This is a genomic window from Lacibacter sp. (assembly GCF_057361365.1).
On record NZ_JBMQSG010000006.1, the window covers coordinates 123,639 to 149,981 of the forward strand.

Annotated in this window: 21 protein-coding genes; 12 read left to right on the forward strand and 9 right to left on the reverse strand. The window is 40.3% G+C overall.

The genetic code is table 11. The features are described 5' to 3' along the window. Positions 1 to 132 precede the first annotated feature (132 nt). Complete coding sequence (locus ACO1QW_RS03910; protein WP_486255883.1) at positions 133 to 852, reverse strand: LytR/AlgR family response regulator transcription factor; 720 nt, start codon at positions 850 to 852, stop codon at positions 133 to 135. After that, entirely contained in the window at positions 852 to 1,853 is a 1,002-nt protein-coding gene (locus ACO1QW_RS03915) for a sensor histidine kinase (RefSeq protein ID WP_486255884.1), read from the reverse strand. The genes ACO1QW_RS03910 and ACO1QW_RS03915 overlap by 1 nt, the downstream gene beginning before the upstream one ends. Before the next feature lie 191 nt (positions 1,854 to 2,044). Here ACO1QW_RS03915 and ACO1QW_RS03920 point away from each other — a divergent pair, with 191 nt between their 5' ends. After that, positions 2,045 to 2,686 (forward strand): dioxygenase family protein, encoded by a 642-nt coding sequence (locus ACO1QW_RS03920; protein ID WP_486255886.1) that lies wholly within the window; start codon positions 2,045 to 2,047, stop codon positions 2,684 to 2,686. Positions 2,687 to 2,998: 312 nt separating this feature from the next. Here the strand turns inward: ACO1QW_RS03920 and ACO1QW_RS03925 are convergent, their stop codons facing one another. Together ACO1QW_RS03925 and ACO1QW_RS03930 are read right to left on the reverse strand one after the other, a co-directional pair. Then, entirely contained in the window at positions 2,999 to 3,679 is a 681-nt protein-coding gene (locus ACO1QW_RS03925) for a YggS family pyridoxal phosphate-dependent enzyme (RefSeq protein ID WP_486255888.1), read from the reverse strand. A 76-nt stretch (positions 3,680 to 3,755) separates the two neighbouring features. Further along, a complete protein-coding gene (locus tag ACO1QW_RS03930) occupies positions 3,756 to 4,910 on the reverse strand; it encodes an acyl-CoA dehydrogenase (RefSeq protein ID WP_486255889.1) in 1,155 nt (384 codons plus the stop codon). Between the two features lie 143 nt (positions 4,911 to 5,053). Here ACO1QW_RS03930 and ACO1QW_RS03935 point away from each other — a divergent pair, with 143 nt between their 5' ends. Next, on the forward strand, positions 5,054 to 7,111 hold the full coding sequence (locus ACO1QW_RS03935; protein ID WP_486255891.1) for a caspase family protein: 2,058 nt from the start codon (positions 5,054 to 5,056) through the stop codon (positions 7,109 to 7,111). A 3-nt stretch (positions 7,112 to 7,114) separates the two neighbouring features. Continuing rightward, positions 7,115 to 7,702, forward strand: coding sequence for a methyltransferase domain-containing protein (locus ACO1QW_RS03940; protein WP_486255893.1), 588 nt, complete (start codon positions 7,115 to 7,117; stop codon positions 7,700 to 7,702). On the opposite strand, the gene ACO1QW_RS03945 is transcribed toward ACO1QW_RS03940, so the two are convergent. The 5 genes from ACO1QW_RS03945 to ACO1QW_RS03965 all read right to left on the reverse strand — a co-directional run bounded on the left by ACO1QW_RS03945 (position 7,680) and on the right by ACO1QW_RS03965 (position 13,515). Then, a complete protein-coding gene (locus ACO1QW_RS03945) occupies positions 7,680 to 8,771 on the reverse strand; it encodes a fatty acid desaturase family protein (protein ID WP_486255894.1) in 1,092 nt (363 codons plus the stop codon). The two genes, ACO1QW_RS03940 and ACO1QW_RS03945, sit on opposite strands and share 23 nt — an antisense overlap. Before the next feature lie 103 nt (positions 8,772 to 8,874). Further along, on the reverse strand, positions 8,875 to 9,615 hold the full coding sequence (gene bshB1, locus ACO1QW_RS03950) for a bacillithiol biosynthesis deacetylase BshB1 (RefSeq protein ID WP_486255895.1): 741 nt from the start codon (positions 9,613 to 9,615) through the stop codon (positions 8,875 to 8,877). A 98-nt stretch (positions 9,616 to 9,713) separates the two neighbouring features. Further along, complete coding sequence (locus ACO1QW_RS03955; protein ID WP_486255897.1) at positions 9,714 to 10,433, reverse strand: DUF4294 domain-containing protein; 720 nt, start codon at positions 10,431 to 10,433, stop codon at positions 9,714 to 9,716. A gap of 151 nt (positions 10,434 to 10,584) precedes the next feature. Further along, positions 10,585 to 13,053, reverse strand: a complete 2,469-nt coding sequence (ccsA, locus tag ACO1QW_RS03960; protein ID WP_486255899.1) for a cytochrome c biogenesis protein CcsA — start codon at positions 13,051 to 13,053, stop codon at positions 10,585 to 10,587. A 54-nt stretch (positions 13,054 to 13,107) separates the two neighbouring features. Next, positions 13,108 to 13,515: a cytochrome c maturation protein CcmE domain-containing protein gene (locus ACO1QW_RS03965; RefSeq protein WP_486255901.1), complete on the reverse strand. Its 408-nt coding sequence runs from the start codon at positions 13,513 to 13,515 to the stop codon at positions 13,108 to 13,110. Between the two features lie 235 nt (positions 13,516 to 13,750). Here ACO1QW_RS03965 and ACO1QW_RS03970 point away from each other — a divergent pair, with 235 nt between their 5' ends. The 9 genes from ACO1QW_RS03970 (at position 13,751) to ACO1QW_RS04010 (ending at position 26,341) form a co-directional block, all read left to right on the forward strand. Beyond that, on the forward strand, positions 13,751 to 14,797 hold the full coding sequence (locus tag ACO1QW_RS03970; RefSeq protein WP_486255903.1) for an agmatinase family protein: 1,047 nt from the start codon (positions 13,751 to 13,753) through the stop codon (positions 14,795 to 14,797). A 555-nt stretch (positions 14,798 to 15,352) separates the two neighbouring features. Beyond that, positions 15,353 to 15,955: a hypothetical protein gene (locus ACO1QW_RS03975; RefSeq protein WP_486255905.1), complete on the forward strand. Its 603-nt coding sequence runs from the start codon at positions 15,353 to 15,355 to the stop codon at positions 15,953 to 15,955. 64 nt (positions 15,956 to 16,019) lie between these two features. Next, positions 16,020 to 16,406 carry a hypothetical protein gene (locus ACO1QW_RS03980; RefSeq protein WP_486255906.1) on the forward strand — a complete coding sequence of 129 codons (387 nt, stop codon included), beginning with the start codon at positions 16,020 to 16,022 and terminating at the stop codon, positions 16,404 to 16,406. 92 nt (positions 16,407 to 16,498) lie between these two features. Beyond that, entirely contained in the window at positions 16,499 to 20,848 is a 4,350-nt protein-coding gene (locus ACO1QW_RS03985) for a CusA/CzcA family heavy metal efflux RND transporter (RefSeq protein WP_486255908.1), read from the forward strand. A 10-nt stretch (positions 20,849 to 20,858) separates the two neighbouring features. Next, positions 20,859 to 21,989 (forward strand): efflux RND transporter periplasmic adaptor subunit, encoded by a 1,131-nt coding sequence (locus tag ACO1QW_RS03990; protein ID WP_486255909.1) that lies wholly within the window; start codon positions 20,859 to 20,861, stop codon positions 21,987 to 21,989. A gap of 87 nt (positions 21,990 to 22,076) precedes the next feature. Further along, the gene (locus tag ACO1QW_RS03995) at positions 22,077 to 22,673 is read left to right on the forward strand and encodes a hypothetical protein (protein WP_486255911.1); all 597 of its coding nucleotides are present in this window, start codon (positions 22,077 to 22,079) and stop codon (positions 22,671 to 22,673) included. A gap of 61 nt (positions 22,674 to 22,734) precedes the next feature. After that, positions 22,735 to 24,036: a radical SAM family protein gene (locus tag ACO1QW_RS04000; protein ID WP_486255912.1), complete on the forward strand. Its 1,302-nt coding sequence runs from the start codon at positions 22,735 to 22,737 to the stop codon at positions 24,034 to 24,036. A 135-nt stretch (positions 24,037 to 24,171) separates the two neighbouring features. After that, the gene (locus tag ACO1QW_RS04005) at positions 24,172 to 25,332 is read left to right on the forward strand and encodes an MFS transporter (RefSeq protein WP_486255915.1); all 1,161 of its coding nucleotides are present in this window, start codon (positions 24,172 to 24,174) and stop codon (positions 25,330 to 25,332) included. A gap of 94 nt (positions 25,333 to 25,426) precedes the next feature. Continuing rightward, positions 25,427 to 26,341, forward strand: a complete 915-nt coding sequence (locus tag ACO1QW_RS04010; protein WP_486255917.1) for a DMT family transporter — start codon at positions 25,427 to 25,429, stop codon at positions 26,339 to 26,341. Positions 26,342 to 26,343 lie beyond the last annotated feature (2 nt).

The following is a 26,343-nucleotide window of genomic DNA, read 5'->3' on the forward strand; positions in this document are numbered from 1 at the left end:
TTAGGCCGTCAGACCAAAATATAACACAAGAAAAACCATATCTTTTTGATGTGGCTTTTCTTGTGTTAGGCATGCCATCTCTACACAGCTGTTTTGGCTATTGAAAGTTGTTGATAGACATGGCATACCTGTTTACCGTTTTAAAAACTTATTCTTCAACAACTGTTCCATCACTTCTTCTTTTTCATTCCTGCTGATAGGAATACGATGCTCACCTATGCGTATTTCATTGCCATCAATCGCTTCTATCTTTGCTGCATTCACTATAAACGATTTGTGCGTTTTGATAAAATGCGATGAAGGCAAATATTCTTCAACCGATTTCATGGTGAGATAACTGATGTATTTCTTCTCCACTGTATAAATGCACACATAATTTTGCAACGCTTCAACGAACTGCAAGTCCTTAAATGCAATTCTCACAAAACGATTATCAGCCTTGATATAAAAATCTTTTTGCTCATTGCTGTCTGAAGCTTTATTCTGCTGCCGGAGTTCATAATATTCTTTTGCTTTCATCGCAGCTTTTAGGAAACGATCAAAGGAAATTGGCTTCACTAAATAATCAAGCGCATTCAACTCAAATCCATCTAATGCATATTGCGGATATGCAGTGGTGAAAATAACCGGGGGTGCCTGTTGCAATGTTTTAAAGAAATCAATGCCGGTGATCTTTGGCATTTGTATATCGAGCAACAACAGCTGTACTTCTCCTTTGCTGATGAGGTCGGCAGCTTTCAACGGGTTGTCGAACTCTCCCACCAATTCCATAAAATCTACATCAGCCACGTATTCTTTCAATCCTTTACGGGCAAGCGGTTCATCATCTATGATCGCAACTTTGATCAGCATTATACTTTCAGTTTTAGATGAACAGAATATACTTCTGTTTCGTTTTGTATTTGCAGATCATATTTACCAGGATACAATAATTCCAATCTGCGTTTCACATTTTGCAACCCAATTCCGCCATTCTTTTCAATTGCAATAGCATCTTCCTTAGAATTTTCCACCATAAAATCCATGGTGCCGTTTGCTTTGGAGAGTTTCACTTTTACATAATTCGTTTCATTGCTGTGATGTGAAATATGTTTGAACGCATTTTCAACAAAAGAAACCAGCAGTAATGGTTCAATTGAAAAGCCTTTCACCTCAGGCGTTGCAGAAAAATCAACGAGGTATTGATCATCTTTTCTTAGTTTCTGCAGCGATACATAGTCGTTTAAAAAGTCGATCTCTTTTTCAATTGGTATTTTATCGCCACCAGCTTCGTATAATTGATAGCGTAACATATCGGAAAATTTGTGCAGAGCCTCTCTCGCCTCTTTGTTTTCTTTATCGATGAGGAAATAAACAGCATTAATGGAATTGAAAAGAAAATGCGGATTGATCTGCGATTTCAGGAAACTCAATTCAGCTTCTGCTTTTTCTTTTGCCATATCAGCCATTTTCTTTTGCATGGCTGTATAATCGAACATTAATTTAAACGCTGCACCACCAAGCACCAGGAAGAAATGCGGAATAACATTATCATACACTCTTCCCTTCCAATTGCCAGACAAATTCAATAACGCCGGGTTATTAGTCATACGTCCTATGATGTTCATCTTTAGCAAACTACTCAGCACGATAATGCCGATGAGTACGACAGCAAATACAACATATCGCTTCTTGTAAAGTAGCTTAGGAATCAGGAAATAATTGGTGAAATACACAAGCGCTGCCAGGTCAATCACTTTTATGAGAGTAACTTTAAATGCTGTGGCTGCCAAGCTATACCCTTCGTATCGGAACATGAACCATGTACCAAACACCAGTATCCAGATGATGACATGATGCAATTTATATTTCAAAAAAAATGCTGCGTTGTGCATACCTCAAAATAAATGTACAAAATCCACCTGTTAAAAAGGATTACAGTTCATGCTGGTTTTTGCTGACGAAATGCAATTCGACCGTTTGTCAAGAAAGAATGGCAACAGGTGTAAACTAATTGTGAGAGCCGCCGACTTTTTACAAGCTTTACAGCATTAAATCGTTTTGTATGAAAAAACTCATTACATGCGCATTTATTTTGCTTGCCAATATTCCGGTAAGTTCCTGCGCACAAACGCAAACAACAAAAGATATTAACGTTGGTGACGGTTGCGAAGGCTGCGAAGCTATTTATGAAAGCCCAACCCCACTTGATAAATTAGAGCCGATGTTCTGGCTGCCAGATTGGAATTTGCCGGGACAAAAACTTGCAGTGAATGGTACTGTTTACAAAGCCGATGGCAAAACTCCAGCCGAAGGCGTGATCATTTATATTTATCACACAGATCATACTGGAGTGTATCCACAAAAGGGTGATGAAAAAGGATGGGCCAAACGACATGGTTATTTACGTGGTTGGATGAAGACCGATAAGAATGGTTTTTATAAATTCTTTACACTGCGGCCGGGATCTTATCCCAACAGCCGAAACCCTGCACATATTCACGTCACTATTAAAGAGCCGGGCAAACAGGAATACTGGATCGATGAATTTGTTTTTGATAACGATCCGTTTCTAACAACGCAAGAACGAAGTCGTTTGCAGAATCGTGGAGGAAGTGGTATACTTACAACAAAACCCGGCGGCAGTTTAGTAAAAGCTGAACGCAATATTTACTTAGGAAAAAATATTCCGAATTATCCGAAGTAGTTGTCGTTGATCGTTAAACCTTATTCATTGGGTGGTGCGGTTGAAAACCGTAAGACCAGAAGTTATTTCTTTTCTTTCTTTTTTGTTTTGGAAGGAATAAAAAGAAAAATCAACATTAATGTAGAAAAAAGTGAAATGATAAGTGCAGAAAAAACATTTGCAGTGCCTATACCAACTTGGCCATACCTGCTTACCTGTAACATGGTACTTGAATCTCCGGTGAGCAGGAAATACACAAAGCCGATCCAGCACACGATCGTCAACAGCAACCATAATTGCCGGAAGGCTCCTAATAATCAGTTGGTTGCTTACTCATTTCGCATAATTTCTTGCACCAAACAACAAACTACCAATGCGCACCATGGTGCTACCTTCCTCAACTGCAATTTTATAATCACCACTCATGCCCATGGAGAGAGTAGTGAATGGTGAATCGTGAATGGTGAACTTGTCCGCAGTTTTATTGAATAACATTTTCAAATTTCTGAACTCCCTGCTTACCTTTTGCAGATCATCACTGAACGATGCCATACCCATTAATCCACAAACACGAACATTCTCCATTTTCAAATTTTCAAATTCTTTAATTGTCAAATTAAGTTCTTCTTCATTTAAGCCAAACTTTGTTTCTTCCTGCCCAATGTGCACTTGCAGCAATACATTAATGGTTCTGTTATTCTTCGCCGCTTCTTTATTGATCTCTTTTAATAATTTGAAACTGTCAACTCCATGGATCAAGTGTACAAACGGTGCAATATATTTAACCTTGTTACTTTGCAGATGACCTATAAAATGCCAGCGAATATCTTTTGGCAACTGAGCTTGTTTATCCACCAACTCCTGTACATAGTTTTCGCCAAAATCACGCTGACCTGATTCGTATAATTTTAGAATTGCTTCAACAGGTTGAATCTTGCTCACTGCTACCAGCGTTACATTCTTTGCTTCCAGTTCCTCTTTAATTGCTTTGTATGCTTCCGTATTAACTGCCATAACGCAAAGTTGCTGAAAATAAAAATGTGCTGACCATTTTCCAATCAGCACATTTACAAATTTTTAAATTTTGTTATTATTTCAAAATACTTCTGCTGATCACAATACGCTGCACTTCACTGGTTCCTTCGTATATCTGAGTGATCTTGGCATCACGCATCAAACGTTCTACATGATACTCTTTTACAAATCCATAACCACCATGTATCTGCACCGCTTCAGTGGCAGTCCACATAGCCGTTTCACTGGCAAATACTTTCGCCATAGATGAGCTTAGTGTATAATCGATGTTATTATCTTTTTCCCATGCGGCTTTTACACACAACAAACGGGCGGCTTCAATTTTAGTCGCCATATCCGCCAGCTTAAATTGAATAGCCTGGTGATGCATAATTTCTTTACCAAATGCTTTGCGTTGTTTCGAATATGCAAGCGCCAGTTCATACGCACCACTTGCAATGCCCAAAGCCTGCGATGCAATACCAATACGACCGCCCGCAAGCGTCTTCATTGCAAACTTGAAACCGAATCCATCTTCACCAATACGGTTTTCCTTCGGCACTTTTACATCCTGGAAAGAAATGCTGTGTGTATCGCTTCCACGAATGCCGAGTTTATTTTCTTTAGCACCCACACTTACACCGGGCCAGCTTTTTTCCACAATAAATGCATTGATTCCTTTACTGCCTTTTGCTGCATCGGTTTGTGCAATCACTAAATACACCGAAGCAGAATTACCATTTGTGATCCAGTTTTTGATGCCGTTAATGATATAATGATCGCCTTTATCTTCAGCAGTTGTCCGTTGCGATGTTGCATCGCTTCCCGCTTCAGGCTCACTTAATAAAAAGGCTCCAATAAATAGTTCACCATCTTTTTTTCCCTGCGCTAATGGTGTCAGGTATTTTTGTTTTTGTTCTTCACTTCCATATTCCTGCAAACCATAACAAACAAGACTGTTATTTACACTCATTACCACGCTAACACTTGCATCAATCTTGCTGATCTCTTCCATTGCGAGTACATAACTCACTGTGTCCATTCCTGATCCGCCATACTCAGGCTTCACCATCATACCCATAAAACCGAGATCGGCGAGTTTGCTGATCTGTTCTTTGGGAAATTTCTGTAGTTCATCACGCTCAATAACACCGGGTAAACATTCAGTTTTGGCAAAGTCTCGGGCAGCTTTTTGAATCATCAACTGCTCCTCTGTTAATTCGAAGTGCATATAGAGTTTAAAAATTTGCGTCAAAGATAAGGGATACTAACAGTTGAAAGTTTTTAGAGTTATTTTGCAACTAAATAAATACGTACTTGAGGGTATTTGTATCTTTAAGGTGCATTGTAACTTTCAACCCAAAATAACCCGACATGAAGGCCTTAGTTTTCATTTCTTTTTTCAGCCTTATCTTTTCTTTCCAATCCACCGCTCAAACTTGTCTTAGCGGTAACTGCAGCTCAGGCTTCGGTAAATTTCAATACGAAAACGGCGATATTTACGAAGGTGAATTCTATGACGATAAACGTGAAGGTTTTGGCGTGTACACCTGGAAGACCGGTGAAAAATTTATTGGCGAAAGTCTGGCCAACGTGTTTAGCGGTTTTGGGGTGATGGAATTTAAAGATGGGACAAAATACATCGGTGATTTTAAGAATGGTGAGTTTGATGGTGAGGGAGAAAAAACATGGAGCGATGGCAGCAAGAAAACAGGCATTTTTGAGAAAGGCAAATACCTTGGTAAGATTTCTTATTATGGAAAAGAAGTTGGCACCACCGGCTGTTTAAATGGCGATTGTGAAGGCGGCTACGGAATGAAATATTATAGTGGCAACGATCGCTACTTCGGTTATTTTAAAAATGCAAAACGTGATGGCTATGGTGCATACTATTGGGATGACGGCACACGTTGGGTGGGCCAGTTTGAACAAAACCTGCTGACTGGTTATGGCACTTACTTTTTTATTACCGGTGAAAAATATGTTGGTTATTTTATCGATAGCAAGCGTAACGGTTGGGGTATTAACTACGATCCAAACACAGGTGTGAAAAAGATTGGTTTTTGGAGCGATAACAATCTTGTTACGCCAAAAGCATCATTAGTAAAAACAGGTGGAGCTACTGGTTGTATCAGCGGCGATTGCAAAAACGGCTACGGTAAATATGTTTACAACAACGGTTACTACGAAGGCAATTTTAAAAATGGTTACCGCAATGGCCAGGGTAAATATTATTTCGACATTGGAGATTTTTATGCAGGCAATTTCGACGATAATAAATTCAACGGCAAAGGAACTTATTACTATACCAATGGTGAACGTTATACCGGTGAATGGAAAGATCAGCGTACTCATGGCAAAGGTGAACTCGTTCAGTTCGATGGTACATTAAAAATCGGTTATTGGAAAGAAGGTACGTACCAGGATAAAACAACTCCCCCTCCCGGCTATGATGCATGGGTGCGCAATAATTATCAATCGGGCAGCAATACCGGGAACATTGCTTCAAACAATAATCCGGTAACTACCAGCAATAACAATAAACCGCCCGTAACCACAAATCAAACCAACACAAAACCGAATAACACTGGCAACAATACCACAACAGGAAACAATAAACCTAGTGGGAATAATACCAACGCATCAAATACCAACACAAAACCAAACAACAATCCACCGAACAACAATAATAATGTTATTACTACAGGCACCAATACCAGCGGGTTGGTGACAACCAACTTTAAAAAGAAAATGGCGTTGATCATAGGGAATCAGTCTTACCAGTTTACTACGCCACTTCGTAATCCAAAAAACGATGCCCGTTCAATGGCCCAGGTATTGCGGAATTGTGGTTTTGAAGTGTTGGAAGTGATTGACGGCAGCGCATCGCAAATGAAAAATGCTATCCGTGATTTTGGTGCAAAGATCATTGGTGCCGATGTGGCTTTGTTCTATTATTCTGGACATGGAATGCAGGTAGATAATTTCAACTATATCATTCCAGTCGATTTCAGGTTACAAACAAAAGCAGATATTAAAGAAGATTGTCCCAATATCAACTGGGTGCTCAACAGAATGGAAAATGCAGCAACTAAGTTGAACATTGTTATTCTTGATGCCTGTCGCAACAATCCATTTGATCGTGGTTCATTTGGCGAGTCTGATGCAAATGAAGGATTGGCTTCTATCACGCCACCCGATAATACTGTTATTTCTTTTGCGACGGATCCCGGCTCAGTAGCAAGTGATGGTGTTGCAGGTACCAATGGACTGTATACGGGTTCATTGATCAAATACATTGCATCGCCCAATATGCAACTGGAGAATGTGTTTAAATTGACTGGTCGTGAAGTGAGAGAAAAATCAAGCGGTAAACAAAAGCCTTGGCTTAACACAAACTTCTACGATATCTTTTACTTCAAGATGCAGTAACACATGAGCGAATCAACACTCGATGCAGAATATTGGAGCAACCGTTATTTGCAACATCAAACAGGTTGGGATATTGGTTATGGCTCCACTCCTCTTGTTGACTATCTGCAAACGATAAAAGATAAAAGTATCGCCATCCTTATTCCCGGCTGCGGTAATGCATATGAGGCCGAATGGTTATTGCAAAATGGTTTCAACAATGTAACTGTACTCGATATTTCTCCAGTGCTAACGGCAGCTCTTAAAAAAAAATTCAAGGATCAACCCATAACTATTATCACTGGCAATTTTTTTGAACACAAGGGTCAGTACGATCTTATTCTTGAACAAACCTTCTTCTGTGCACTTGATCCGATATTGAGACCGAATTATGTTTACCAAATGCATCAACTATTAAAACCGGATGGCAAATTAGTTGGTGTATTATTCAACAAAGAGTTTGATGGCGGGCCACCATTTGGCGGAAGTAAAGAAGAATATCAAACATTGTTCAGTAAACTGTTAAGTATAAAAAAAATGGAGTCGTGTTACAACTCCATTTCTCCACGTAAAGACGCTGAACTATTTTTTAGTGCTGAGCGTAAAGCTTAACCTCGCCTCTTCCCATTTCACGCAAGTAAGCCACATGCGATGCAATAGCCATGCGCATCTTTGGATACTCAATATATTCCACATTAAACTCCTGGCAGGTTTGCTTAATGATGCGGCTGATAGCAGGATAATGTACGTGTGAAATTTTCGGGAACAGGTGATGCTCCACCTGAAAATTTAATCCACCCACCAGCATTGAGATCAGTTTATTTCTTGTAGCAAAGTTTGCTGTTGTTTTTAATTGGTGAATAGCCCACTCATCCTGCAAACGACCATCTTCTTCGCTTGGCATTGGGAAATGTGTATGCTCAACTGTATGTGCCAACTGGAACACAATACTTATCACTACACCGGCAAACAAAGTTGTTACAAGGAACCCAACTAACCAGGGAACAAATCCCGCAAAATAAATTGGTAATCCAATAAAAACAACCAGGTGAAGAATTTTAAACGTCCAGAACACTACATGATCCTTCACTTCCATCTTTTTCAATGGCATGTTACCAATCTTCTTGCTGAAATATTTCTGGTAGTCCATCACAAATATCCAAAGGATATAAAGCAATGCATATAAAACCCAGAAGTAGTAATGTTGGTATTTGTGCAGCTTGTACTTCTTTTGTGTGCTGCTCATGCGCATCCACGGTTGAATATCGATATCATCATCAACACCATCGATATTGGTATAGGCATGATGAATAATGTTGTGTTTAAAATTCCACATAAAGCTGCTGCCACCTAACATATTCAAAGAAAAAGCAGCCATCGTATTCACTGCCTTATTTGTACTGAAGCTACCGTGTGCTCCATCGTGCATTACATTAAAACCAATAGCCGCAATCAATCCACCTAATACGATTGATTCAACTACACCCAACCACCAAACCGGTGTAAAGAAAACCAGGTGAACATAAATTGCTGCTAACGCAACACCAAAAGAAATCGCTTTAAAATATAGAACGAAATTTCCTGTTGGTTTTTTACGTTGTTCTTCGAAGTATGAATTAACCCTTCTTTTTAATTCCGTGTGGAAGGATTGTGCCGTAACGGCAAATTTAGGAGTGCTCATTATAACTAAAATAAATTGCTGCAAAGGTAACCTATCTCAGCTTTTGTTGAGCACTATGTGGAAGGAATGACGCAAGATTAACAGTATGAACTACTAACACTCATCAGGTGCTCACCTGTATTAATGCATCGAACGTGTTGATACCTATGCGTTTCTCGGTGATAAAGCCTTCGCCGTATTCTACACCAATACGTTTGCCGAACATCTTATGCCGGCTGATGATAGTATCAAAATAAGCTGGTGTGGATATGTATGTTTGCGGCTCTGCATCGTCAGTTTTCAACTGCTGGTTGCTAAACTGAGTGCCATATGCTTTAATACTTTCAACTTTACGATCGAATACTGAACTGATGTCGAAAATAAAATCAGGCTCTGCGTAGCGATCCTGAATATAATGAAACACATATTTTGGTCGCCATGCCTGTTGTGCTTCACCATTATAGCTTGTTTCTATTTTGCGAAGACCGGATAAGAAACTTGCATCAGACACAAGTTTTGATGAACGGCCATGATCAGGATGACGATCAACCATAGCGTTGCAAATAACAATTTCCGGTTGGTATTGACGGATCTTTTGAACGATCTGCATTTGATGTGCTTCATCATTTTGGAAGAAGCCATCACGCATTCCCAGGTTCTCTCGTACATGCACTCCCATGATCTTTGCCGCAATAGCTGCTTCTTCCTTTCTTGTTTCTGCAGTACCTCTTGTGCCCAGTTCTCCACGTGTAAGATCAATAACACCCACTTTTTTCCCGTTGTTAATTTCCACCATCAATGTGCCTGCACAACTTAATTCCACATCATCGGGATGAACGCCAAATGCGAGTATATCTAATTTCATGCTTTAAATTTTGGAGTGTGAAAGTAGGAAATAAGGTGAGAAGAACAAGTGAAGCATCAGCAGTTAACAATCTGTTATGTGGATAACAGTTTGTACAATTATCTTCCTGCTGAAGTTTTCGCAGTTGATGTTGTATAACCCGGAGACCCATAATACATGCGGTCAATTTCAAGAACAATATCTTCGATCTGTTTATCGAATTTATCGTCTTTTGGATTCCAGGCTTGCTTTAAACTGGTTCCTGCAAAAAACATGAGTGTCTGGTAAAATCCTGCAGTGAAACCGCCTTTCATTTCATGTACAATTTCATAACAGTTATTACCAGTCTGTCGGTTGATGAGTTTCATCAGCACTTTGCCTTGATAGATAGAAAGATCAGTCACTTTATCAGTAAAGCTTGAACGCAATTCTTTTTCTCTTGACTTGATGTATTTCTTCCTGTCCGATTTTCCTTTGATATTTTCAAGGTGTTTGTTTACATCATTCATCACTACCCCTGCGGAACGTGCATAAGGATAAGTGAGATAAACTGCATTTCTTAACCTCGTCCACGCTGCCCAATACTTCTCCGCTTCTTTTGGATTACCGCCCCAAACAAACACTTCACTTATTTCTCTACCACCAATGATCTCACCATTAATAAGCAGTGCTTTCACATAAATGGTGTCATTTGCACCATACTCAACTTTAATAATTCGTTTGGGAGAACTTGAATCAGGATGTGGTGGCAATACTTCCTGTGCATATAAAGAAGCTGTGCTTAAGCAAAAGCAAAAAAGGAGTACAGATAAATATGATATGCACTTATAACTCTTCATCGACCATGTAAATTAAGCATTCTACCCTGTTTATACAACAGACAGTAAGAATGTAACCGATGCTGCCTTGTGAAGATTTTCATAAAAAGCTGCAAGTGGTTCGCTACAGGCAAAACCAAAAATCCTATTTGTCCACTTATCTGTGAATCTATCAAACAGATTTCAACTCGGATTTCCTGTTTTTCTGAATATGATTCCAGCTTGCAAGTAAAAAACCAAATGTCATGAGTATGATACCGAACCAAAGCACATTTATTGCCGGGAATTGGTAGGCTTTCAGCGTTACATAGTCGAGCACTGAATTACTTTCCTTCACTCCCAACTTAATGCCATCAGCTTCAGCACCGCTGAATGCCAATACAAGGCTTTGCGAAATAACCGTATCGGCCACAGGCATAATATTATTGCCACGAAGGATGAGCAAAGGTTCGGCTGCGTATTTGCTGCTGTCTTTTGCGTAAACGGTGAGTTGGGCTGCAAATACTGAATCACTTACGTCATGCGGAATGTCTTTACGTGTGATATCACGACCAACATTATCCAACACCATAAACCCTTGTGAATAAAATACGGTGTCGCCCGGTTTTATTTTATGTTCTTTGAACGAAGAGGTGTCTTTGTTTTTTTCTTTGTTTGGCAAGGAAGTAATGTAAGTGAACACATCTTTATGCAGGTAGTGTTTGCTATCGGGGTTAGCCATAATGCCTTCGTTGCCTTTAAAGTTTACAAACGCATCAGGATATAAAGTGAACCCTTCGTCTTTATTCTTGTACTGGAAATGAATTTTAAAATATTGTTTGGGATCGGAAGGATGAGTGGAATCGCCGAGATAAGTTACCATGTACTTGCCCATATCTGTAGCTATACCTTTCACCAGGGTTAAATTCTCAGCAGGGTTCTCTTTGCTCTGCTCACCAAAATTTACCATGATGCCGCTGGTGTTCCAACTGATTACTTCCTTTTTTGATGAGGAAATAAGAATACCAAGTAACGTCAACCCAAAACCAACATGTGCAATAGATGCACCAGCCTTGATCATTTTTCCTTTAATGCCAGTAACAATGTACATGCCGTTTGCAATGACGCCAAACACCGCAGCAAAAATGCTGAGATGAATAACAGCGAGATATCCAACACCGTATTTATTGTAGTTAATGTCGCCAAAAATGCTAATGCAAAGCGAAGCAATGATTGCAATAAGTGCAGGCAACCATATCGTTTTCAAAAACGCCGCTCCGCTTGTTTGCTTATACTTTAAATACTGGCTGACAGCGGTAAGGATCGCAATCACAAAAGAGAAAAGAATGAGCACTTTGTTATACGAATATTCTATATCCTGCGCCGGCGCATACTTGGTACCAAATATTTTATTTACGACCGGCAACGATGTTTTTCCAATAACAAAAAGCGCTGAAATAAAGAATAACAATGAGCCAACAAACAACCAGAATTCCCTTGAACTTATTGCTTCTTCCTTTATGATGGTGGGTATCTGTTTATAACGGATGGTAAACAAAGCCAGAGACGGAATAACGAATATCAAAAGAAAGGTAAGCAGCTGCGTATTCATGCCGAGATCAGTAAAGGCATGCACACTTGTATCACCCAAAATTCCACTTCGGGTTAAGAATGTAGAATAGATAATAAAAAGAAACTGGAGAATAAAGAAAAGAAATGTTGCTCTTAATGAATGACCTGTATGTTTATAGGCGATCAATGTATGAATGCCGCAAATAGCAATAAGCCATGGAACAAGCGACGCATTTTCCACCGGGTCCCATGCCCAGTAACCACCAAAGGTCAAACTTTCGTAGGCCCAGGCCGCTCCCATCATAATTCCCAACCCAAGAATACCTGCACTAAAAATGGCCCATGGCCGGGCAGGCAATACCCAACCGCCAAAATCTTTCTTCCAGAGGCCGGCAATCGCAAATGCAAACGGCACAATAGTACTGGCAAAGCCGAGGAAAAGAACGGGTGGATGAATCGTCATCCAGTAATTCTGCAATAACGGATTCAACCCGTTTCCATCACGAATAAAGCTGAGGTAATCGCTGCGCAAATGACCTTGTGAATCAAACCCGATTGGGAATTGTTCGGGGCTGAGCATCCCCTGATCACGCATCAACACAAATGGATTACTGCCTAGTTTAAAATCGAAGAAATAAATACCTATCACCATGGTAGCCAATGCAAACTGCATAAAGCTGATGGTCACCATAACCGGTGCCTCCCATTTCTTTTCTCGTAAAATGATGATGCCTCCGAGTATGCAATGCCAGAAACTCCAAAGAAGAAAACTTCCCTCCTGGCCTTCCCAGAAACAGGCAAGAATGTATTGCATTGGCAGCTGGTAATTGCTGTGCTGCCAGGCATATTTATACTCGAAACGATGATTTGAAATAATAAAATACAGCACCGCAAAAATGCCGATGATGGAAATAATCTCTGCAAGGAATGAGACTCTTGCAATACGTTTCCAGGTTTGCTGAACGTTCGGTATTTGCGATTGGGTGGCTTTGAAGTAGGCAACAGTAGCCAGTAAAGATGCAACGAATGAAAGAATAGCTAAGAAATTTCCAATCTGTCCGGGCAGTAATTGTTCACCTATAAATGGCATGATTTGGTAATTGGTTCAGAAAAACTATTTCACAACGGGATTCACCAGTCTTATTTATTTAGCGACCGTGCTGATCTTCGCTTTCTCATCTTTGTACTTGCTGGGGCATTTGATCAAAATATCATCGCATAAAAAAGCACTATCCGTCATTTTTCCTTTCAACACCATTCGTTCGCTACGCTCCATATCTGTTGGTGGCTTTCCTTTCATATACACAACCTTTGTTGCTCCGCCTAATGAATCAATCACGTGGAAAGCAAGGTAATTAGGATCTTTAAGAGCATCGTATTCAATTTCCTTTCCGTTGGTCGTGTCAAGTTTCGCAATCAGGTGCAAAAATTTGCCGGGTTTGGCTTTAGCGGAGTCGATTGTGTCGTAGGTTGATAGGTCGCCCATGCTGCTGATCAGAATGCCTATGGCCACTGCAATCACGACTAAAATCAGGATGTGTGAGGTCTTCATTCAATGCTTTTTTAATGCAGCCGCAAAGGTAGACCAAAAACAAGTTGCTTTTTGTGATGAGAAGCATAAAACGCAGATTATTGGATAGATGGTGTAAACCGGTGAATCAATTGTCTAACTACGACAAACTGTTTTAACCACAAGGCGTATGTATTATGTAAAAAACTTTCTGAACAACCCCTTATGGTTGTAAGAATGTCTATTACCTTTGCGAAGTTTTTTTCAAATACAACACATGGCCGATCTATCGGGGTTCGACCCCAACAGCGCAGGTAACCCCAACAATAATATATTCGGGCTCCCATTTTCTGAAGAAGATGCAGACTTGATCATTTTACCAGTTCCCTGGGAAGTAACTGTAAGTTATAAAGCCGGAACCGCCCGGGCACCAGAGCATGTCTTCAGGGCTAGTCTCCAGGTCGACTTGCATGATAATGATACTGGCGATGCATGGCGACGTGGCATTTATATGAAAGATGTCGACCGCAGCATCCTCCTTAAAAGTGATTATCTCCGTAAAGAAGCCGAGCTCTACATCAACTATATTTCACAGGGCGAGAACGTGAACGACAATAAGTTCATGTGCAAAACACTGAAGGAAGTGAATGCCGGAAGTGTATTTCTGAACAACTGGGTGTATGAACAAACCAAGGCATTACTCGATAAAGGAAAGTTGGTGGCTTTACTTGGAGGCGACCACAGCACACCACTCGGGTATTTTAAGGCAATTGCTGAAAAACACGGCGATTTCGGTTTGTTACAGATAGACGCACATTTTGATTTACGTGAATCGTATGAAGGGTTTGTTTACTCTCATGCATCTATCATGTTTAATGCGCTAAAAGAAGTTCCCCAAATAAAAAAATTAGTACAGGTTGGCATCAGGGATTATGGTGATGATGAACTGCAGATTGTAAACGAAAGCACTGACCGCATTATTCCCTATTTCGATAGAGATTTAAAAGAAAGGATGTTCGAAGGGCAAAGTTGGAAACAATTGGTAGATGAAATTATTGATCAACTACCTGCCAATGTGTATATCAGCTTTGATGCAGATGGTCTCGATCCCAAACTTTGTCCACATACCGGAACACCCGTGATGGGTGGTCTTGAAACCGAACAGGTATTTTACTTGTTCCGCAAAATTCTTAGCAGTGGACGTAAACTTATTGGATTTGATTTAAATGAAGTTGGAATCAGCACAACCGAGTGGGATGAAAATGTAGGCGCAAGAATACTTTACAAACTCAGCAATATGCTCCTGGCCTGCAATCCTAACTGATATGCATAGGCCTATTTTATTAAAGGTTCATTTTATGAACCTTTTTTTATGTACGTAAGGGAGAAAACAAACAAAAACGAGGTGTGAAGCAGTACTAAAAAAAAGAAAGCCAACCCTGAAAAGAGTCGGCCGTTGCTAACCTATGAAAAACACCTACGTGCAATATAGAGTAAAAAACAATTCAGCGTGTGGTTTTAAAAGACATTTTAAACTATGTCAGGAAAAAAATGACAATACGGTTGAAATTGGGGAGACACAAAAAACTAACCATGATTAGCAAATGAAGTAAGGGCAAAAAAATAGGCCGTCCCTGGAAAGAGTCGGCCGTTGCTAACCTATGAAAAACACCTATGACACAAAAGAACATCGAAAACTTATAATAGTTTGTAGTATAAAATATGATATTGGTAATGTTTTCCGGTTTTTCACATATTTGATATTGGATTGTGCATAAACGTCGATCCGGCTTCTTAAGTAGATTATTTCATAAACGAGTGACCGGCTATGATTGCCCTTTCCACGCTTCATTTCATTATGCCGTATCTTTAACCTGCCATGAACACATATCGTATTCCCATATTCTTTGAACCATTTGAAAAACAAAAAAAAGCAGCCAGATTACTTCACTTGCTTGCTGGATTTTTAATGATCGGTAATGCATGGGGCGAGTACAAAACTCCTACCCCTGCTATATTTTTTATTGTCGTTCAAATTGCTGCTGCGTTAATTCTTATTCTTTATGCATTCACCGGAAGAAAGTGGTTGGCACCACCATCAAAAACAAATGGCCTTTTTCGCCTATTAGGTGCTGCCGTTCTTTTTTATGCAGCCTGGCATTTTTGGGAATTAAATGAATCAATGAGAGCAGCTTTGCAATTTTTTGCGGGAGGCGGATTATTGTTTTTATTTTTTACCGAGCGAAGGATCTTTTCGGCCTGTCATGTAACCATTGATGAAAAAGGTGTGCATACTCCCGACAATTTAAAACAGCGTTTGATCGAGTGGAAGAATATTGAAAATATGATCGTAAAGAATGATTTTGTATCCATCAACACAGTGCAAAATCAATTTATTCAATACGAAACCGGTGCAGTTCTCAGCGAATTACAAATGGACGAAATGAATGCTTTTTGCCGGGAGAGGTTTACAAAAAAATGAATGTCTTTGTCGCCCTTTATCACAAATCTTCCACCCTATGCCATTTTAAAATATCTTTGCATTGGTGAAGAAACTCATCTGCATACTATTCCTGGGAGTATATCTTATTTCCTCAACCGAGCTTCGTCAGCTTTTGAAGTTTCCTTTGCTTATTCAACATTACGCCGAGCATAAAGAACAAAACAATAACCTTGGATTGCTTCAATTCCTCGCCATGCATTACAATGATGAAGGGATTATTGATCTTGATTACAGCAAAGATCAACAGCTGCCATTTAAATCACAGGGCGGTTATACCGGTGCTGTGTTGAGTGTTTTTGAACTGACTCCTTTTTATTCTTTAGTGCCCAAAACAGAGATCGTTTTGCCTGTTGCACATGCAATCAGCAACGATATATTTATAAGCTCATCATTTCGTTCTTCGATCTGGCAGCCGCCAAAAGCTTGTTAAGTAATATCAATTTTATTTTTTCAGTATGCTTTTCTTTTCAACGCAAAAGAAAAGTTAGTGCTGTATTACTTATGCATTAAATAAAACAGGTAATGCTGAATGCAATCATTCGTTTCTCCGTAAATAACAAACTCGTTATTGGTCTGTTTGTAGCTGCACTTATTGGTTACGGCAGTTACCAGTTTACCAAACTTCCTATCGATGCTGTTCCCGATATTACCAATAACCAGGTGCAGGTAATTACGGTTGCGCCATCGCTTGGTGCTACCGATATTGAACGGTTGGTCACCTTCCCTATTGAACTTGCGAATAATAATATTTCAGGCTTGCATGAGATACGCAGTTTCTCACGCTTTGGTCTTTCGCTGGTAACCATTGTGTTTAATGATGATATAGATATCTATTGGGCCCGACAACAGGTAGCCGAACGACTGCAACAGGTAAAAGATGAAATACCAGAAGGCATCGGTTCCATTTCATTAGGACCTGTAACAACTGGGTTGGGTGAAATATACCAGTACACTGTTCGTCCGAAAAATGGTTACGAAAACAAATACGACGCCATGGAATTGCGTACCATCCAGGATTGGATCGTTCGCCGTCAATTGCTGGGTGTAAAAGGCGTTGCCGATGTAAGCAGCTTCGGTGGTCGATTAAAACAGTATGAAATTGCTGTTGATCCCAATAAACTGCAGTCGCTGGGTATTACTATGAGCGATGTGTTTACGGCGTTGGAAAAAAGCAACCAGAACACCGGTGGCGCCTACATTGAAAAAGGACCAACAGTCTTGTATATCCGCAGCGAAGGTTTAGTAGGAAGTGTGGAAGATATTCAATCAACCTTTATTAAAAATACTTCAGCAGGCACGCCATTGTTTGTGCGTGATGTGGCCGATGTACGCTTTGGAGAGGCAACACGTTTTGGTGCACTTACCTATAACGACGAAGGTGAAGTAGCGGGTGCAGTTGTAATGATGTTAAAAGGTGCCAACAGTAGTGAAGTAATTAAAAACGTAAAAGAGCGTGTTGCACAAATACAAAAGTCGTTACCCGAAGGCGTAATCATTGAACCCTTCCTCGACCGTACCAAAATGGTGAACAATGCAATTGGTACAGTAAAGACAAATTTAATTGAAGGCGCTTTGATCGTATTGTTTGTGCTCATTCTCTTCCTTGGAAATTTACGTGCCGGATTTTTGGTGGCATCTGTAATACCACTTTCAATGTTGTTTGCAGTTATTATGATGAACAGGTTTGGTGTCATCGGCAACCTTATGAGTTTAGGGGCACTTGATTTTGGTTTGATTGTAGATGGTGCGGTGTTTATTGTGGAAGCTGTGTTGCACCAGCTTACACACAGCAAACATTTTGCGCATGTAAACAAACTCTCGCAGCACCAGATGAACGAAGAGGTAACTGCAGCATCTGGTAAAATGGCCCGGAGTGTAGTGTTTGGACAAATCATTATTCTTATTGTTTACCTTCCCACATTTACGTTGCAGGGTATTGAAGGCAAGATGTTTATTCCGATGGCCCAAACCATTGCGTTTGCATTGCTGGGTGCGTTCATATTATCACTCACCTATGTGCCGATGATGAGTTCGCTGATCATGAGCCGCAAACTCACACACAAGAAAACATTTGCTGATAAGATGATGGAGTTTTTTGAATTCCATTATCAGAAAGCGCTTAATAAAGTCCTCAACATTTCGAAATGGGTAATTGCAGCATCTGTATTGCTGTTTGCTGTTTCTGTATTTATATTAACCACATTGGGTGGCGAATTTATTCCTGCATTGGAAGAAGGAGATTTTGCTGTTGAAACAAGAGTATTAACAGGAAGTAATCTTACAACCACTATCGAAAGCACACAAAAGGCAGCACACATTTTGAAATCGCAGTTTCCTGAAGTGGAACAGGTCGTAACAAAAATCGGCAGTGGTGAAATCCCCACCGATCCGATGCCCATGGAAGCAGCCGATATGATGGTGATCTTAAAAGATAAAAAAGAATGGACCTCAGCTGAAAACTTTGACGAGCTGGCTGATAAAATGAGCAAGGCAGTTGCTGTTGTACCGGGCATTACCGTAAGTTTTCAATTTCCCGTACAGATGCGTTTTAATGAACTGATGACGGGTGCCAAGCAGGATGTAGTATGTAAAATATTTGGAGAGAACATCGATACGCTGGCACATTATGCGCAACAGCTGGGCAACTTGGTTTCATCGGTACAGGGTTCAAAAAATTTATATGTTGAACCGGTGTCCGGTATGCCGCAGATCATTATCGAATACAACCGTGCTGCTATTTCGCAATATGGTTTAAACATCAGCGATGTTAATCACATCATCAACACAGGTTTGGCCGGCGAAGCCACGGGCTTTGTGTACGAAGGCGAAAAACGTTTTGATATGGTGGTGCGTTTAAGCGGCGAAAAACGTAAGAACATTGAAGACATACAAAACCTGTTGATACCTGTGAAAGGTGGTGCTCAGGTTCCATTATACCAATTGGCAAACGTAGAAATTAAAGAAGGTCCTAACCAGATACAACGTGAAGATGCCAAGCGCAGAATCATTGTTGGTTTTAATGTGGGCGACAGAGATGTGCAATCGATCGTAAACGAACTGCAGCAAAAAGTAGAAGCAAAAATGAAACTGCCCGCAGGTTATTATGTAACCTATGGCGGTGCGTTTGAAAACCTGAATGCAGCAAAAGCAAGATTGGGTATCGCTGTTCCGGTTGCATTGTTGCTCATCTTCTTACTGCTTTTCTTTTCCTTCAATTCCATTAAACAAGGCTTGTTGATCTATTCTGCAATTCCATTATCTGCAACAGGTGGCATTTTCGCATTGGCATTGCGTGATATGCCGTTCAGCATTTCAGCAGGTGTTGGCTTTATTGCATTATTTGGTGTAGCGGTGTTGAATGGTATTGTGTTGATCTCCGAATTTAACCGCCTGCGTGATGAAGGATGGACCGATCCAAGAAAGATCGCTGTGATGGGTACTAAGATCAGGTTACGTCCGGTGTTGATGACAGCCTTTGTTGCATCGTTCGGTATTTTACCCATGGCTCTCAGCACAGGTGCTGGTGCAGAAGTGCAACGTCCATTGGCAACCGTGTTGATCGGTGGATTATTAGTGGCAACATTCCTAACACTGTTTGTGTTACCGAGCTTATATGTCCTATTTGAAAAAGGAACTGAAAAACGCAAAAAAAGAAAAGCAATGAAGAAACCAACGTTATTGATCGTATTGCTCTTGTCTGTTGCAGGAGCTACAGCACAAACACCAATCACGTTACAATCGGCGATTGATACTTCATTAAAAAACAACCTGAACCTAAAGCAGGAGAAGTTAGTAAGCGAGTACAAAAAAATGCTCATTGCTTCTGCTGCAGTAGTACCGCAAACAATGGTATCGGCCGAGGTTGGACAGTTCAACAGTATTTATAACGATACCCGGTTCGGACTTTCGCAATCGTTCAATTTTCCGAAAGTGTACAGCACACAAAAAACATTTTTAACAGAAGAATGGAAGAACAATGCATTGTTTGTTGCTGTAAAGGAAGCTGAATTGAAACGGGATGTAACAACAGCTTTTTATCATCTGCTATACTTAAAGCAGAAAGCACAATTGTTACAGGAAGCCGATAGTTTGTTCAGTGCATTCTATCGTTTAACCGAATTGCGTTTGCAAAAAGGTGAAAGCAATATATTAGAAAAAGCAACAGCCGAAACACAGCTGGGGCAAATACGATTACAGCGTCAGCAATTGCAGAAAGACCTGGATCTGGTGCAGTTGCAGTTTCAATTATTGCTCAACTCCACAACAGCGTTTGATGTAACTGCAAAAGAGTTGAAACATCCGGTTCAGCTTGCACCGGTAGAGCTAAGCAATCACCCGAATATTGCTTTCGTTAAACAGCAACAACAAATTGCAGATGCAGTTATTGCAGTGGAAAAAGCAAAGCTCCTCCCCGATCTATCGTTGGGTTTGTTTAGCACCAGCATACGTGGTACCGGCGCCAATGATAAATACTATCCTTCATCGTATCGTTTTCAATCGATGCAGATCGGTGTGGGTATTCCTGTGTTTGCAAAAGCACAAAAGACAAAGATCAATAGTGCAAAATTCAGTAAACAGCTTGCAGCTAATCAATACACATTAAGCATGAATGAACTGAACACACAGTATCAATCGGCGCAACAGCAGTACCTCAAATACAAAGAAACTGTTGCTTATTTTGAAAGGACGGGGCTGCAAAATGCTGCACTCATTCTAACTACAGCCAACAAACAATTCAACAGTGGTTTGATCAATTACCTTGAGTGGTTTATGTTGGTGAACCAGGCTACAGCGATCAAAAACGATTATCTCGATGCTGTAAAAAACCTGAACGAAAGCAGCATTCACTTAAACTATTACAGCAATCAATAAAATATTCGACATGAAATACGCATTCATATTATTTACTTCTGCATTCTTGCTACAGGCCTGTGATGGTAAAACCAAAACTGCAGAAGCCACAACCGAACAAGTGCCGGAAAGCCTGGTGACTTTAACGGATGCACAATTAAAAAATGCTGCACTCGAAATAACCCGGGTTCAGGAGCAACAAATTTCATCGGTGCTAAAGCTAAACGGCAAAATTGATGTACCGCCGCAAAATATTGTGTCGATCAGTGTACCAATGGGTGGATATCTTAAATCAACAAAATTATTACCGGGGTTACATGTAAGAAAAGGAGAAGTAATTGCCGTTGTGGAAGATCAGCAATACATTCAATTGCAGCAAGATTATTTAACAGCAAAAGCAAAATTACCTTTCCTTGAAAATGAATACAACCGACAGAAAGAGTTGAACGAAAGTAAGGCTAGCAGCGACAAAACTTTTCAGCAATCTGAAGCAGAATTCAGAAGTCAGAAAGTTATGATGAGTGCTTTGGCTGAAAAACTAAAACTCGCCGGTATCAACTTAAGCCGTTTAAACGAATCGAATATTACACGGAGCGTACAAATCTTCTCCCCAATTGATGGATATGTTTCTGCAGTGAATGTTAACATTGGTAAATATGTGGCACCAACGGAGGTATTATTTGAATTGATCAATCCTACCGACATACATCTGTCTCTAACTGTATTTGAAAAAGATGTCAACAAATTGTTTATCGGTCAAAAAGTAATATCCTACACCAACAATGACCCCGGCAACAAGCATCATGGCGATATCATCTTAATTGGAAAAGATCTTGGCCCTGATCGCAGTACCGAAGTGCATTGCCATTTTGATGATTACGATAAAACACTCATTCCCGGCACGTACATGAATGCCGAAGTGGAAGTGAAAAATAAAGCAGCCTGGGTTGTTCCTGAAGATGCCGTTGTACGTTTTGAAAATAAGCATTATGTGTTTGTAAAAAAATCGCAGAAACAGTTTGAGTTAACCGAAGTGCAGATCGGCCTCAGTGAAAAAGGACTAACTGAAATTTTAAATGCAGAAGTACTGCAGCAAAAAGAAATTGTAGGGAAAGGTGCTTATACCGTGTTAATGAGTTTGAAGAACAAAGCCGAAGATTAACAGCTCATTTTTCCGGTTATGAAAAAAAATCCGCACCTTTTGTGTGGATTTTTTTATGAACGGCATCTCACATCAAAACCTACTGCTATGGCATCACCACTCTCCGTTTCAATTGTGCATCCTGCTTACAGTAACCTGAAAAAAATTAGCCCCATTCTTCATTTTCTTGCCGGCATGGTGTTTATTGCTGCCGCCATTTATGAAATTAAGATGGATAACCGCATTACCGCTTTTTGCGAGATAATTATAGGGGTTGATGTGATAACGCTGGCTTTTATGCGTGGTTTTGCTGAAGAATCAACTCATTTGAACGCCGGCTTTCGCTTAATTGAGGTGATTGTTTTTGGGGGACTTACCATACTTGCCGTTCTCGACCAGTCGTGGATAACTGTCGTTTTAATGGCACTGGCAACGGGCATGTATTATTATGTATTTCATTGCGAACGCAAGACCATCAACAGTGAACGGGTATCGGTACACCATTTGGGAGTTACAATTTCTAATTTCCCAAAGGATAAGGAGCTTGATTGGGAGGATATCCGGGAGCTTAATGCACTACCTCACAGCATCAGCATCCGCACATTCCGAAATAAAACTTATCGTTTTGAGTTCCAAAAAGCAATTGCTTTCGACGAACTGGAACAAATTCACGAATTTTGCAGACATTATCTGAAAAGTGAATAGTGAATGGTCAATGGTGAATAAGCTGACCTGAACATTCACCATTCACAATTGACAATTCACTATGGCCTTACAACATTCTCCTTATTTACTTTACTCCGACGGGAACGGAAATATTTTTGAAGACACTTCACTTTATGCAGTGGGTCGTGAAGCATGGGATGCTTTTCCAATTGATCTTGATAACTGGATGGAATTGCCTGACGGCGGCAATCTTTATGAATTACCTGACCGTAAAGGCATTGGTATTGATGTAAACACAGGCGAAATGCGTTTGTGTGAAAAGGGCTGGGCCGTTGCGGCGTTTATTCCACCTGCACATACCAGCTTATTTATCGCCGCTTTTGAATGCGAACCCGGCGCCGATACACTTCCACTTTTTTGTTACACAGCCGTAGGTTGGCACGATGATAAATTTTATGTGCCTGCTATTCGCATTGAACAGGATATTCGCCAGGAATGTGCTGGATACAATGATGAGAAAATTGAAACAGGCGCCGAACATCTCATTAAAACTTATCCGCATAACCGTTTGGTAAAACACCTCATGGAAAACTGCTGCAATACGTACAACTGTCCGGCTGCAAGAAATTTTGCCATGAGCCGTTGGGAATGTCCCATTCCGGTTTCACCGGCATGTAATGCAAACTGTATTGGTTGTATTTCGTTTCAACCGCAGGAAGAACATATTCAAAGTCCGCAGGATCGTTTAACATTTAAGCCAACGCCTGAAGAAATTGTTGAGTTCACTGTTCCCCATTTGGAAACTGCACCTTACCCTATCGTATCATTTGGACAAGGATGTGAAGGCGAACCTCTACTGATGTGGGAAACCATGCGTGATGCAATTATTGAAATGCGTAAGCATACACAAAAAGGAAGTATCAATATCAACACCAATGGATCAAAACCTGATGCGGTAAAAGTATTGTGTGAAGCAGGTTTGAATTCCATTCGTGTAAGTACAAACAGTGCACGCAAGCATGTATATGAAGCTTACTATCGTCCGAATAATTATCAGTTTGAAGATATTGTTGAAAGTTTGAAAGTGATGAACAGCTATGGTGGCTGGACGAGCATCAATTATTTTGTATTCCCTGGTATAACCGATTGTGTGGAAGAATACGAAGCATTGCGAAAGCTCATTAAAGAAACCGGATTGAAGATGATCCAGTGGAGAAATTTCAATATTGATCCTGATTGGTATCTCGGCAAACTTGGTATTACTGAAACAAGTGAATTACTTGGAGTAAAACAATTCATTGAATTGATACAGGAAGAGTTCCCTGATCTGAAGCATGGTTACTTCAATCCCCCAATTGAACGTATCAAAGGTAATTACGAAGTTGATTTTGCGCATTGGTAATATTGGTCGGCACGGTTGAACCCGTCAAACCATGCATATAACACGGTTGCCAACCTTTTGAAGGTCGGCAACCGTTATTTTTTAAGTTACATTTCGTAAGTTGACTTTCATTTCGTGCAACGCCCCAACCATATCTTGCCACTCATTGTACTGTCGCAATTTGCAGGCACATCGTTATGGTTTAGCGGCAATGCTATACTTACAGAGATCAGCAAATCATTTCAACTGCAAAAAGACGGACTGACCATTGTTACTTCATCAGTACTCATTGGTTTCATCATCGGCACTTTTGTGTTTGCCATCACCGCTATTGCTGATCGGTTTAAACCATCAGTTGTATTTTTTATTTCGTCGTTGCTTGCAGCTTTAGCCAACCTGCTCATCCTGTTACCGCAACAGGATTTTTTATTGTTAGTGCTTTCAAGATTTTTTGTTGGCTTTTTCCTCGCCGGCATTTATCCTGTAGGAATGAAGATAGCAGCAGAATGGTATGAAAAAGGTTTAGGCAAAGCACTCGGCTATCTTGTTGGTGCATTGGTGATGGGCACTGCTTTTCCGCATTTGCTCAAACAATCGGGTTGGGATTATAACTGGCAACATGTACTGATGTTTACTTCTGCCTTTGCAGCTACAGGCGGACTTATAATTTTTCTATTTGTGCCACGTGGCCCGTTTTATAAAAAAGGCAGCAGTTATTCGTTTGATGCATTTAAAAACAGTTTTCGCTTTCCCAACTTTCGTGCAGCATCATTCGGCTATTTTGGTCACATGTGGGAATTGTATGCATTCTGGGCTTTCGTTCCTGTTATTTTGAATTTATACGCAAAGCAAAATGCTGCTGGAATGAATGTACCATTATGGTCGTTCATTATTATTGCTGCAGGTGCTGTGGGTTGTGTGGCCGGCGGTTATATCACACTCAAACAAGGAAGTGCAAAAGTGGCCTATGCGGCTATGTTAGTTTCCTTTTGCTGTTGCATACTATCCATTTTTAGTTTCGCATTCCCTCCTTTCCTCTTTCTTTTTTTCTTATTGATTTGGGGATTTGCAGTAGTAGCTGATTCACCACAGTTTTCATCTATCGTTGCACAAACTGCCGTTGCTGAAAATAAAGGATCAGCATTAACCATTGTGACCTGTATTGGTTTTTCGATTACTGTAGTCAGCGTGTATGTCTTAAATCGTTTGTTCGGCCAATTTATGCAATCCCCCTATGTTCTATTGATTCTTGCACCCGGCCCTTTGTTTGGTTTGTGGAAATTGAAGCCTTTGTTGAAGCACAAAACGTTTAACTGATAGTTTGTGATAGAGTTCCTACCACTCATCATTCCTAAGTGAAATAAGTTTTCCTGAACCAATCATTACCTATTGGGGCGGCTATATTTGAACGATGAAACCAGCCAACCAGAATCAAATTGTATTGGGTATAGCACTTGCCATACTCGCCACGATTATCTGGAGCGGCAACTTCATTGTGGCACGTGCCATCATCAACGACATTCCACCCATCGCATTGGCATTTTTCCGGTGGTTCACTGCCTGCGTACTCCTTTTACCCGTTGCATGGAAACACATTAAACCATCCTGGCAAATTGTAAAACAAAACAAAGCTTATTTTTTCTGGACAGGTTTAACAGGCATCAGCTTATTCAACACATTTGTGTATATAGCCGGACATAGTTCAACTGCCATCAACCTTGCCTTGATTGGCACCACTTCCTCTCCTATCATGTCCATTATCCTGGCACATTATTTTTTGAAGGAACATATAAAATGGCATCGCATTATCGGGATTGTGTTGTGTGTTGCCGGTATTCTCTTCTTATTAAGCAAAGGAAGTTTTGAAAATCTTTTGCATCTGCAGTTTACAAAAGGCGACGGTTGGGTATTACTTGGCGCATTGAGCTTTGCTATTTACAATATTCTTGCACGCAAAAAACCAAAAGAAATTTCGGCAATTGGGTTTTTGTTTTTTGTTTTCTGCATCGGCACAGCTTTACTAATCCCTGCTTTTTTTATTGAGGCCACTTATGTAAAACCAGTGCAATGGACTTGGCAAACAGGCTCGGTGATTCTTTATTTAGGTTTAGGAACATCGGTAATTTCCTTTCTAATGTGGAACCGTTCTATAAAAGAACTTGGAGCAGGTCGCACCGCTCTGTTTGGAAATCTTATTCCCATCTTCAGCAGCATTGAAGCCGTCATTATTCTTGGGGAAAAAATAAGTTATATTCACATTATCAGTTTCCTGTTGATCGTGGCAGGACTTGCGGTAGATAACAGTGTATTGCTAAAACGAAAATAGCT